This window comes from Pseudomonas sp. Pseusp3, from assembly GCF_047304225.1.
Lineage (GTDB): Bacteria > Pseudomonadota > Gammaproteobacteria > Pseudomonadales > Pseudomonadaceae > Aquipseudomonas > Aquipseudomonas fluorescens_CD.
The window spans coordinates 1-10,977 of record NZ_JBGLYV010000150.1; the positions used below are offsets into that span (position 1 = coordinate 1).

Annotated in this window: 12 protein-coding genes; 10 read left to right on the forward strand and 2 right to left on the reverse strand. The window is 55.2% G+C overall.

Annotation, left to right across the window (positions count from 1 at the left end):
- Nucleotides 1–105: 105 nt before the first annotated feature.
- Nucleotides 106–498, reverse strand: a complete 393-nt coding sequence (locus ACCD00_RS28680; protein ID WP_413428605.1) for a GFA family protein — start codon at nucleotides 496–498, stop codon at nucleotides 106–108.
- Between the two features lie 347 nt (nucleotides 499–845).
- On the opposite strand from ACCD00_RS28680, the gene ACCD00_RS28685 reads away from it, so the two are divergent.
- The 10 genes from ACCD00_RS28685 (at nucleotide 846) to ACCD00_RS28730 (ending at nucleotide 8,941) form a co-directional block, all read left to right on the forward strand.
- Nucleotides 846–1,526, forward strand: a complete 681-nt coding sequence (locus ACCD00_RS28685; protein WP_413428606.1) for a DUF3313 domain-containing protein — start codon at nucleotides 846–848, stop codon at nucleotides 1,524–1,526.
- A 158-nt stretch (nucleotides 1,527–1,684) separates the two neighbouring features.
- Complete coding sequence (locus tag ACCD00_RS28690; protein ID WP_413428614.1) at nucleotides 1,685–2,146, forward strand: hypothetical protein; 462 nt, start codon at nucleotides 1,685–1,687, stop codon at nucleotides 2,144–2,146.
- Between the two features lie 88 nt (nucleotides 2,147–2,234).
- A complete protein-coding gene (locus ACCD00_RS28695; protein ID WP_413428607.1) occupies nucleotides 2,235–2,576 on the forward strand; it encodes a hypothetical protein in 342 nt (113 codons plus the stop codon).
- Between the two features lie 654 nt (nucleotides 2,577–3,230).
- Nucleotides 3,231–4,052, forward strand: a complete 822-nt coding sequence (locus ACCD00_RS28700; RefSeq protein ID WP_413428608.1) for a winged helix-turn-helix domain-containing protein — start codon at nucleotides 3,231–3,233, stop codon at nucleotides 4,050–4,052.
- Complete coding sequence (locus ACCD00_RS28705; protein ID WP_008023577.1) at nucleotides 4,049–4,531, forward strand: hypothetical protein; 483 nt, start codon at nucleotides 4,049–4,051, stop codon at nucleotides 4,529–4,531. The genes ACCD00_RS28700 and ACCD00_RS28705 overlap by 4 nt, the downstream gene beginning before the upstream one ends.
- 182 nt (nucleotides 4,532–4,713) lie before the next feature.
- Entirely contained in the window at nucleotides 4,714–5,004 is a 291-nt protein-coding gene (locus ACCD00_RS28710) for a hypothetical protein (RefSeq protein ID WP_413428615.1), read from the forward strand.
- Between the two features lie 164 nt (nucleotides 5,005–5,168).
- Nucleotides 5,169–5,501 carry a hypothetical protein gene (locus tag ACCD00_RS28715; protein ID WP_413428609.1) on the forward strand — a complete coding sequence of 111 codons (333 nt, stop codon included), beginning with the start codon at nucleotides 5,169–5,171 and terminating at the stop codon, nucleotides 5,499–5,501.
- A gap of 61 nt (nucleotides 5,502–5,562) precedes the next feature.
- Entirely contained in the window at nucleotides 5,563–6,537 is a 975-nt protein-coding gene (locus tag ACCD00_RS28720) for a helix-turn-helix domain-containing protein (RefSeq protein WP_413428610.1), read from the forward strand.
- A 240-nt stretch (nucleotides 6,538–6,777) separates the two neighbouring features.
- On the forward strand, nucleotides 6,778–8,373 hold the full coding sequence (locus tag ACCD00_RS28725) for an EAL domain-containing protein (RefSeq protein ID WP_413428611.1): 1,596 nt from the start codon (nucleotides 6,778–6,780) through the stop codon (nucleotides 8,371–8,373).
- 67 nt (nucleotides 8,374–8,440) lie between these two features.
- Complete coding sequence (locus ACCD00_RS28730) at nucleotides 8,441–8,941, forward strand: outer membrane beta-barrel protein (protein WP_413428612.1); 501 nt, start codon at nucleotides 8,441–8,443, stop codon at nucleotides 8,939–8,941.
- An 80-nt stretch (nucleotides 8,942–9,021) separates the two neighbouring features.
- Here the strand turns inward: ACCD00_RS28730 and ACCD00_RS28735 are convergent, their stop codons facing one another.
- Nucleotides 9,022–10,632 carry a mechanosensitive ion channel family protein gene (locus tag ACCD00_RS28735; RefSeq protein ID WP_413428613.1) on the reverse strand — a complete coding sequence of 537 codons (1,611 nt, stop codon included), beginning with the start codon at nucleotides 10,630–10,632 and terminating at the stop codon, nucleotides 9,022–9,024.
- Nucleotides 10,633–10,977 lie beyond the last annotated feature (345 nt).

Sequence of the window (10,977 nt, forward strand, 5' to 3'; positions counted from 1 at the left end):
AAAAAAAAACCCCCCCCCCCCCCCCCCCCCCACCCCCCCCCCCCCCACACCCCCCCCCCCCCCCCCGCCCCCCCCCCCCCCCCCCCCCCCCCCCCCCACGCTGGTTCAACCCTCAAAACGTCCCGTGGAATCCCGGTCGCGTTCGTAGTGTCGTGTGAGCGGAAACGGCGGCAACCAGGCCTCGCGACGCACGACCCAGCTCTCGTAGGTTGGCGTCAGCTGGTCAGGGGCATCCAGGGATCCGAGGTTCACTTCGATTTCGTCTGCGCTGCGGGCGAACACGGACGAACCGCAGTGCGGACAGAAATGCCGCCCGGCGTAGTCACGTGTTTCGCCTTCGATCGTCACGGCATCCTGATGAAATATCGCGGACGCGTGAAACAGCGCTCCATGATGCTTGCGGCAATCCAGGCAGTGACAGACACCAACCCGGAACGGGCGCCCCGACGCGACCAGGCGCACCTTGCCGCACAAACAACCGCCGGTGAATCGGTCCATGCCGTGTCTCCTCTAAAGCCACGCTGCCAGGTTGAGCGGTACCGACCATTCTCGCGATTGCCAATTGTAGGTCGATTCGGCGCACACCCCCAAGGTCGTCAGGCTGCGGGTGGTGTCCAGGCCGGCACAGCCAATCACCGACCGTGTGTTTAACAGTTTTTGAGAGTTATTGATTCGGATTATCCCGCTGCTGCAGGCAGCATCCGGCCCGCATTGACCGGCGTGCAAGCACCTGCTTTGCGTAACCGACTGGCGAGTAACCGTGCCCAAATACGAGGCACCCAGACCAATGCCTGGCGCCAGATCGGAACCCGAATGACAATTTTCATCACTTGAGAACCAAACACATGGGCATGTCGAATAAATGGATTGCGGGTATTGCTTTGAGCTGTGTATTTCAGGTCGGCTGCGTCTCGAAAGTGGCGCAGCAAGAGCAATACTCGGGCTTCCTGGGCAACTACCAGGGCCTGGAGGAGCAAACTACACCGAGTGAGCAGAAAGTATTGCGCTGGGTATCGCCGGGGTTCGATCCTCGCGCGTACTCCACAGTCGTGTTCAGGCAGATGGAGCTGTATCCAGCGCCGAAGCCGACCGCGCGCGTCAGCCTGAAGACACTGCAAGACTTGCAATTGATGGCCAGTAATAGCGTCAAGACCGCCTTTGCCCGCCGCTATACAATCGTCCCTTACCCGCAACTGGCGCCAACCAATTCGCGTTCGCTGATCCTGCAGGCGGCGATCACTCACGTCAGCGCCAACAACGAAGGCATGCACTGGTACGAGGCCGTTCCAATCGGCGCGATTGTCGGGGCAACACAAGCAGCCACCGGACATCGGGACCAGACTGCCGAGATGTACATCGAAGCCAACCTGATCGACTCCAAGACCGGTTTGCCGGTGGCGAAGGTCGTTCGCAAGGTATTCGGCGCGACGCTCGACAATGCCGAGCAGCCGATTGTTGCCAATGACTTCAAGGTTGCACTCAAAGGCATGACAGACGATATGCAGGCCCTCCTCCTCAAGCATTGACGCTCAAGCAAACCCCATCGCAAACGTCGCAGTGCCTGCCGTCCACCGGCATTGGCAGGCATGGCAAACAGACCGGCATGGGGTTTCAAAGTGGCGCCACGTCGCTTTCCCCTCTGACAAACCGTCAGCCGTGCCGACGCCTGACGTGAGGCCCAATGATGAAAATACCGGCCCATACCTTAGCGGTCCTTATGCTGTTACTGAGCACCAGCGCCCTGGCGGCGACGGTGGTCCCCCTCAAAGGTCAGACTTCCCAGACCATCCAGCAGGACACCAGTGCCTGCCAATCCCAGGCCAACGCGCAATTTCCGGTACAAAGCACCGTGCCTTCCGGTGGCCGGGTAAAGGGCGCCGCTACCGCCGCGGTAGCCGGGGCCACCGCGGCAGAAGTCCGGGGCCGCCAGCATGAAAACGTCTATGACCAGATCGACGACGATACCAAGCAAGACTATCGCCAGAACCGGGCACGCAGTGCCGCGGCTGCGGGAGCCGTCGTGGGGGCTTCCAGGCAGCGACAGGAGCGCCGGCAGAACCTGAATGCGAGCGAGCAAAGCACCACCGCCAACAACTCGGTCTACAGCAGCTGCCTGCAACAACGTGGCTACGATGTTTTGCCCTGATCGGCGGCGAAGATGACCCGGAACGTTTACCGACCTTCCTGTCCATGACTCAACGAACCCAACCGAATTGAACTTGAGGGCTCCACCCATGCGCCTTGTATGTGTTCCTGTCGTGGTGTTCGCTTCCTGGCTCCTTGCCGGTTGTGCCACCTCCCCGAACAATCCGACTTCAACGTTGCAAACGGACAAATCTCCCGAGCAGTATGTTGACTGTCTCGTACCGAAGTTACAGGACAAAGAGATGAGTCCTTTGGTGTCACGGAGCGAACGCAGCTACCGGGTTGTCGTTTCAAGCAAAGTTGCCGTAGACACTGTGCTGGAAACCCATAGGGCACAGGATGGCGGCAAGGTGTATCTATACGAGCGCCAATTGCTGGCCTCGACCTTCAAGCCATCGAGCTTCGAGCGCACCGCACAGGAATGCCTGTAGCACCAGCCAGCGACTTGCCGGTTCATGATTGAGCGGCCCAAAAAAAGCCCCGCGCCCTTGATAAAAGGACGCGGGGCAAAGGCCGTTGAACGAGAGGTGAGGATCGTTTACGTCGCGACAGGCAAACCCTGAACGCGATATGTGTCAACGCTCCTCGAGATCCATTTAAAGCTGTAATCAGCCTGGTTCAAAGCTAATTGGAATCAAAAATGCTTTGCAATCTTCCAGGCGCAAAAAAAACAATCATTGACTTGTATTGTGAAAACTCTCAACCCGTTCAAGTAGCAACTAATACCTTGTCCGGACAACAACGACAGTCCACTCAGACCTTGCTGCGCGCAAATCCACCTGCCCGAGCTTGCAGTTTTCGGATAGCGCAGATAGTCCATTCCAAGCATTATTCATGGTGTCCAAATCGAAAACCATGGGTCATCCAGCAATGTTTTTCCTTCGTTTGAGTCAACTGATTCCACTGACAGCCTGGGCTGTTGGCCACACTGCATGCCGCTGAAACGAGCCATTGCAGCATTGTAAATGCGACACACCGTGCACCTTCCGCCTGGCCCTCATCTTCGTTCGCCTCCAAGACCAGAATGTACCGCGCCTAATCCGGCCCCTATACTCAGGCCAGTACCGCCTGAACGGAAGTTTTCTATGAGCCACACCTTCAAGTTGAAAAATGGCGCTGTGGCAGTATTCGACCCAGACAGCGCCGTGCTTTCCATTACAACACCCCATGGAGATGTACAAAATTCCACGCTAGGCAGAGCCGAGTCACGCCTGTTGGACCTGCTGCTCATGGAGCCAGGTGTCACTAAAAGCCGCGACGAAATCATCGACTACACCTGGAATGACCGCGTGGTTGCCTCCGGCAGTTTGAATCAAACCGTTTTCTCACTACGCAATATTCTTAATGACAGTCGGGATCACGAGATTTTGATGACTGTTCCTCGACGAGGATATTGCTTCAACCGCAACTGTATAGTCGATGCAGTAGCAGATGTACCAACTCCCCCGGAGGAAACTGCGCAGCCACCTGTTCCCGACGTTGGACAAATGCCGCCACCTGTTAGTGAAGGGGCGCCAACACCTTCAGGTAAAACCAGAAAATCCATCGGCATTACAAAGCCACAACTGATCGCTTACATCGTTACGCTGGCAGTCGTTGCCTTGACTGTTTTCCAATTCGATTTCGACGCGCCAAAAATTGAAATTTCCAGCGTCGACAAGAATGGATTGGTCATCCACGCCGTAGGCAATGATCTGGCCGAGGCACAAGCGCTGATGGAACTGTCGGCCAAACAATCTGAACAGCTGCCACCAAGCCTGAAAGGTCAAGTCTGGATCAACCTGTATAAAGCCAACTACTCCGTTTCGTGCATTCGCCCGGATCTAAGCACCGCAAACCTGCAATTGAACAGCAGTGAAAGAGACCTCGCCTTGATGATTCGCCAATGCCTGGAAGTCACCTTATGAAGTTTGAGATCCCGCAAGTCATTCACTGGCCGATTATTGCCCTGATCAATGCACTGTGCATTTTTTCCTTTTTTTATTCTCCTTCGCACTACATGGAAAACACTAGCTATCAAACGAAAACCCGGCAATGGCTGGAAGATCTCAATCAACTCAACACCGAAGAGTACCTCACCATCGGTCATGGTCGACTGACTGGAACCACGCTGGAAAGCCTGAATGGACAAATCCGCAATGCGACCATTTCGGCGAATATCATCGGAGAAAACAAAACACACGTGCAGATTCAAGTCAGGAACGTCAAACTCAGTCAGGACAATGAACTCTTTGCCATTGAAAAGACCCCCGACCTGTTCTTCAGACGCCAATACGTCTTGCAAGAAGGCGCCATACTAAACTACGAATTGATACCGACGCAGAACAAGAATGCCGTGTGTTTTTACCTGCATGAACTTGGCCGTTTGCGCTGCATGAACCATTAGTCGCCCTCCCGCACCGACTTGGCACAGATTCACGTCAAACAATCTTCCAGGCAAAAATAACAGTTATTGATTTGAATCAGATGGCGCACCAGCACAAAATCCCCCGCCGATAATCTCTGGAATCGAGCCTGCTTGATTCCCGTCCGGGACAATGCCCTATACAGGGGAATCAAGTGAAAGCAATGCACTTCCTGCGAACCAGCAAATCGCCGACTTTCGGACTCCTGGCGGTTCTGTTTTTGTCTGCCATGCCACTTTATTCGCTAGCGCACGACGAGCAAGCCGTCGAAAGCACGACAATTGAATATTTTGAAATTGAAACAAGCCCCGATGACAGCCAGAAACTGTCGCATCTGAAAATTCAAACCGAAAATGAGTATCACACAGACGAGCAAGAAAGTGATTTCCCTCTCTCTGGCCCACCACAAGGTGATACCGGCTCGAGTTACGCCAACTCGCGCATAGTGCTATGAGGCCGATGCAGGCGTTGACTGGCCCCTTCTGACAACCTGACAAATATGAGTTTTTGATTTTTGCAGGTGCAATCCGGGTGAGATTATTTGCAGACCGATCCGTGGCAGAGCTGCAGCTGAAATTACGTTCTGCCTGAATAAACTGCTAATAAGGAATCGCCTCGATGCTACTGAAAAACTTCGTCACCGTGTCGTTTGGTTTATTGCTTTCTCTCAAGGCCATGGCCGACGACAAGGGCGTCTACAGTGAAAAATTGACCTGTACCGAAACCAACAAGAAGGCCCTGAATGCTGTGAAAACTGGCTATCAGGTAAAAACGGGTTATCGCATTGACGACTTTCATTCATTTTCGGCTGCAGCCATTGACCCGATGAAACCCCAATCGAAAATCTTCAGTGCGAAGGTTGACCCGCGCAACGTCCAGCACATGGACGACTCTCCATTGGACAGCAAGTACGCATTTTCGGCGGAACTGGAACTGATCCGGGGGCTCTGACATCGCTGCGCGGGCAGTCATTGCCTGACCCTAATCAATTAACAGATGAGCTTTCAACTTCATGAGTATTGCACCGCCCGATGAAATCTTTCATTTGTCTTCTGCCTTGCCAAGCCAACTGAACAGGACGATAGGAAAATGGGAAATGAGCCTTATCCCGACTGAGCATGAGGCGCACATTCGTCAACATAAGCTCTTTCACAGCCCCGAACTCCAGTGCAGTCGTCTGGAGTTCGATTCATCCGTCACTCTGGTCAGCGCCGTCCCTGCCGGATGCGTAACATTCGCCATCTCGCAGGTCCCGATTGGTCGCCCTGTCGTCAACAATTACAAACTACGGCCCAACGAAATCATCGTACTGCACAGCGATGAACCGGTGCATTATACCTGTGAACCGAATGAAACACTTTTCACCCTGACCACAACTCTGGAGCATTATGACCGGTGCCGCCAACGTCACTCGATCATCGATATACTTGCAAACAGAACAGAACACAGTTTCCAGGCTGAAAACTTTAAATTCATACGATCTGCCATTCAAGCCATCAGCGTTTCCTGTGTCGACACCAACGACGCTGATGCGGTACTTGCCTCTCTATTGCAGGCATTGACGCCCGCTGGCGGCTTCAGCCGTAAAGTCCCGACAAGAAGAAAAGTGGCGATACAAGCCATAGAGTACATTCATGAAAATACAAAAAAGACGCTGACTATCAAGTCACTCGTAAGGCAACTTGAAACCACAACCCGCACCTTGCACTTTGGCTTCATTGAAACGTTCGGGATGTCGCCAATCGCGTATATCAGGAACTTGAGACTCGCCAGTGCCCGTCGCGATCTGATTAATAAAACCTGGCCCACTGTGACTGAAACCGCGATGTTCTGGAACTTTCATCATCTGGGCCGGTTTTCCATGGCGTATCAGCTTGCTTACGGAGAGACACCGTCGGAAACGGCCAGGCGCAGTTCCGCCAAGCCCAGAAACACGACCTCATCCGCGTATAAGCAGATCGTTGGCGGGCTTTTATCAAACCCCTGAAAATAACGATTAATAATTACGTTTCACCAGGCACAGGTACCCACAATTGCTTATTTTTCCACTCAAGGAGATAAGCATGCATCATCGAATAAACACACTGCCGCTCAAGCAGAAGATCATCCTGTGCATTACCGCCTACGCCAGCGGCATCTTGTTGGCCTGGGTAATTGACTGGTACTGAAGACGTTTAATACGTGGCTACAAAGTGCACAGTGAAATAATGATACCTCGGGGTTTTCGATGGTTGCCATATATAAAGCGTTACCTGGAAGGCACGCAGTCACTGTATGTCTGATTGCTGCAGCGGGCTGGGCCGCATGGTTCTGTGCCGGATTACTGGCCGAGCCATTCATTGCACGGAAGTTGAATAACGTTTATGCCGATTTGCGTGCCGCTCAAGTCGAACCTAATGCACAGATCGACAAGGTATTGGGAACCCTCGGTGGTCTTGATCGTTCGGGCCGGGAATGCTCCGTCGAGCAATATTCACAACTGGCCGACCTGGTCAAGAACCTGCGTTTTGTTGATCAGGCGGCCATCCAGTTATCGAATGGCAAGATCTGTTCCTCCTACGGACAGGAACTGCCGTCGATACTGACCGATAACGCGAAGCGCAAGTTCTCCGTTGGAAAGCGAACCTATTGGGTCGATACCGGCCACGCCGTTTCTGCGGACACCGACTTTATCATTGTGTCGGAACAGTCAACCTACGTCTGGGCAAACAAGAAGATCCTGCTCGACAATCTGAAGCTTCCCGAGGACCTGCAACTGGACCTCATCGGCCCCGGCGGCGCAGTGCCCATTGCCTCTACGGCCCCCCACGCCCTGATGACGCAGAAGCCGCTCCACCTTGAAGAACTCGTGACCTCGGCAGACAAGGTCTTCATCGCCTTTGCGGGCAACCGAAATGAACTGATCGCCGTCATTTCGCTTCCGCTGAGCTACCTGTCAGGTCTCAAATTCAAATTATTCATTGGCCTTGTGTGCCTGTTCGCAGCGCTGCTCCTGCTCGCAAGGTGTGCCCAACGGCATTACACCTCCACTGCCGTACAGCTTCGCAATGCCATAAAAGCCAACACGCTGGGTGTTCACTATCAGCCTATCGTCAATTTGACCACGGGCTATCTGGTAGGCGCCGAATCGCTTTCACGCTGGAACGTCAACGGCACCCCTGTGCCTGCGGATGTTTTTATTCCGGTAGCTGAGAAATCCGGCTTGATCCGCCAACTTACGCGTTCGGTGATTCGGCAAGTGGCGGAGGACTACAGCACTTACCTTTGGGCGTGCAAGGACTTCTACATAACGGTCAATCTTTGCGCCCAGGACATTCAGGACCCGACCTTTCCAGACTTTGTCGCCAGCCTGCTGGCAACCTATGGCATGCCTGCGTCCGCCATGACTTTTGAAATCACCGAAAGGACCTTGCTCGACCAGAAGCCTGCCGCGATGCAATTGCGACAGCTTCGTGCGTGCGGCCATCGCATTGCCGTGGACGACTTCGGCATCGGCTATTCCAACCTGTCGCTTCTGGATTCAGTGCCTTTCGATATTCTGAAAATTGATCGCTCATTCATCGCCGACGACAAGATCGCGGCCAGGGATGCCATGTGGCGACACATTGCCCAGTTGGCCAGGTCGCTAAGACTGAAGGTGGTCGCAGAGGGTGTCGAGACTCAGGAGCAACTGCCGCACCTGGTTTCGGAGGGCGTTCTATTGGCACAGGGCTGGTTGTTCTCCGAAGCGTTGCCTATTCAAGCGTTGGCAAGACGCTACTTTCAATGTCCGCCAAACATCCCGTCCTACGACTCGAAAATATCAATCAATGATTTTCATTAGCCCCTCGAGGCCCCTCAAATGCACGCCGAACCCTAACACCAAAACCTGTACAAGGACTCCACTACAGATGCTACTTCGAAACCTTGGCTTCGCTTCTCTGCTTTCGCTGCTGTCTTTTCAGGCGCTCGCCGATGACAAAGGTTTATATCTTGGAGCTGGCGTAAGCAGCATCCAGAGCGACGAATCCAGACTGGACGACGACGACACCAGCTACAAGGTTTATGCAGGGTATCGCGTCAATAGCTACCTGGCCTTCGAGGGTGCCTACGTCGATCTCGGTCAATTCAAGGACAAGAATGTCGATTTCGAAGGCAAGTCGGCCCAGGCTGCCGCCCATGTCGGTTTTCCAATAGGTGATCGGTTGCGAGTGTTCGGCAGTGTCGGTGCTCACGCCTGGGACGCCGACGGCAATGCCACCGACGACGATACCGGGGTTGATCTGACCTACGGTGTCGGCCTGGAATTCGATGTCTTTCGCAACATCGGCCTGCGCGCTGAATACGAAGTTCTGGAGGTCGGAGAGATCGACCTGAACCAGACCACCGCATCCGCCTATATTCTTTTCTGACACCGCTGCAACTGAGCGGCCGCGCCGGTCGCTCAACGCACTCGTCGCATCGCTCCTCCCCGCCTCCCTTCCAGGCGCAATCAGGATTCCTTGCGCTCTTGTGCGGGCGCCGGGTACCACTTGTCCCTGGGCACCCACTTCTCTTGTTGCGGGTCGCCCAGGTAGTGCGGCGACATGATCTGCACGCCGTACTCGTTGAACACATCCTGGATATTGGCGTGCAGCATGCTCAACAGCACCGCTCGCGGCCGAGGCTGACTGGGAATGGCCTGGGCCACCAGTCGGTATTCCGGGTAGAAGTCCGACAGCGCCGTCTGAAACACCTGGGCCGGCGGCACTTCGAGAATCCCCGGCGTGCGTTTTGCCGCCTCCAGCAACATCGCCTCCACCTGCCGCCACGGTGTGTCGTAGCCGATGGTCACGACAGTGTCGACCACGTAACCAGGGCCTTGCACTACCCGCGAGTAGTTCTTGGTGACGGTGCCGGTGATCATCGAGTTGGGCAGGGTCAGCACCTCGCCCAGACCGGTGCGGATGCTGGTGGTAAACATGCCAAGTTCCGTCACCGTGCCTTCGTATTCGCCAATGCGCACGAACTCGCCGGGGCGCAGGGTTCGGGTGTAGGTCAGGATCAACCCCGCTGCCGCCTGGCCCACCACGCTGGTGGCGCCGAGGGAAATCATCAGGCCGATCAACACCGACAAACCTTTGAAAGCATCGGTGCCGGCACCCGGCAGGTACGGATAGGCCATGGCCAGGGCAAACAGCCAGATCGCCAGCGACGTCAGGCGTTGGGTCGGTTGCAGGGTTTCTTGGTTCAGCCAGCTGAGGGTTCCCGGTGCCGCCATGCGCCGCAGTATCCGCCGCATGAACGCGGTTGCGCCGCGGGCGATAAAAAAGATCGCCAGCGCCACGCCCAAGCCGGGAATGGCACCGACGATCCCTTGCAGCAGATAGCCACCGAGCTCCAGCAGATAGTTGTTGAGGCTTTCGCCCCAGGGACGGGTATAGGGAAAACGTGACAGGACAAAGCCCAGCCATTCGTAGGTAAGCAGCAACACAACGACCCAGCGCACCAGCTCCAGCAGGCGGCTGGCCAACGGATACAGATAATTGGCATCGACCAGCGGAACCCTTCCGACTTTCAGGGCCTGGGTGTGCCGATGCATCAGTTCGGGCAGTTTCTTCAACACTCTACGCCGCACAAGCGACATGCCGAACAACAGACCGATGTATACACCGGTGGCCAGCAACGCGGCGCCTGTGGAACGCAGAATCAATCGCAGGCTGCGGGCTTCCCGGGTTTCGGCCACGACCTGGCGCAGCTTGCCAGCCGCGGCTTCGGCGGCCTGCTGGACCGAGTCGTATTCGGTCTCGTCGAAGTCCTTGGGCGAAACGATAAAGGCACGCCGGCTACCCAGCAGCACCATGTAGCTTTTTGAGATCGGGTCGAGGGTGACATTGAGGTCGTCCTCTTCATCCAGCGCCTCACCGATGACCGCTTTCGCCCGTTTAACCCGGTTGGCCGGTGCTTCGCCGAGGATGCTCGCGCGAAACACCATGATGCTGCGGTTGGCCACTTTTAATTCAACGGGAGCATCAACCACTTTCGGTGCGTCTTCGGCCCACAATTGCACCGATCCAAACATCCCGAAAACAGTAAACATTACAGCGAGCAGCCTGCTCCGCATGTGTCGGATCCTTACTTCACAAGGTTCGAATCGAGGGTACGTATCGCAGCGTAGTTCACCGATGAACGGTTGTCAGACTCGCCGGGCAGGCGATTACGCCCTGCTGGTTTGGGGTCTGCCCGCGGCAGTCGCTCAAAACACTGAAGATCCCTGTAGGAGCGAGCTTGCTCGCGAAGGCTTTGTGTCTGGCGACGTTTTTTGTGTACATATCCGTTTCCGCGGTCACGGCCACTAACGGTTCCGCCTTTACGGCGGGTTACTTGGAAAAGCCCCAAGTAACCAAGGGCTCTTGCCCCTGACGTTCGGTGCCTCGCCAAGGCTCGGCATTCCCTCGCTCCGGTCCTG

What these genes read in the sequence shown, in the direction of transcription:
- ACCD00_RS28730 (WP_413428612.1), top strand. Translation starts at nt 8,441, where the DNA reads ATGCTACTTCGAAACCTTGGCTTCGCTTCTCTGCTTTCGCTGCTGTCT.
- ACCD00_RS28710 (WP_413428615.1), top strand. Translation starts at nt 4,714, where the DNA reads ATGCACTTCCTGCGAACCAGCAAATCGCCGACTTTCGGACTCCTGGCG.
- ACCD00_RS28720 (WP_413428610.1), top strand. Translation starts at nt 5,563, where the DNA reads ATGAGTATTGCACCGCCCGATGAAATCTTTCATTTGTCTTCTGCCTTG.
- ACCD00_RS28725 (WP_413428611.1), top strand. Translation starts at nt 6,778, where the DNA reads ATGGTTGCCATATATAAAGCGTTACCTGGAAGGCACGCAGTCACTGTA.
- ACCD00_RS28680 (WP_413428605.1), bottom strand. Translation starts at nt 498, where the DNA reads ATGGACCGATTCACCGGCGGTTGTTTGTGCGGCAAGGTGCGCCTGGTC.
- ACCD00_RS28685 (WP_413428606.1), top strand. Translation starts at nt 846, where the DNA reads ATGGGCATGTCGAATAAATGGATTGCGGGTATTGCTTTGAGCTGTGTA.
- ACCD00_RS28700 (WP_413428608.1), top strand. Translation starts at nt 3,231, where the DNA reads ATGAGCCACACCTTCAAGTTGAAAAATGGCGCTGTGGCAGTATTCGAC.
- ACCD00_RS28735 (WP_413428613.1), bottom strand. Translation starts at nt 10,632, where the DNA reads ATGCGGAGCAGGCTGCTCGCTGTAATGTTTACTGTTTTCGGGATGTTT.
- ACCD00_RS28690 (WP_413428614.1), top strand. Translation starts at nt 1,685, where the DNA reads ATGAAAATACCGGCCCATACCTTAGCGGTCCTTATGCTGTTACTGAGC.
- ACCD00_RS28695 (WP_413428607.1), top strand. Translation starts at nt 2,235, where the DNA reads ATGCGCCTTGTATGTGTTCCTGTCGTGGTGTTCGCTTCCTGGCTCCTT.
- ACCD00_RS28715 (WP_413428609.1), top strand. Translation starts at nt 5,169, where the DNA reads ATGCTACTGAAAAACTTCGTCACCGTGTCGTTTGGTTTATTGCTTTCT.
- ACCD00_RS28705 (WP_008023577.1), top strand. Translation starts at nt 4,049, where the DNA reads ATGAAGTTTGAGATCCCGCAAGTCATTCACTGGCCGATTATTGCCCTG.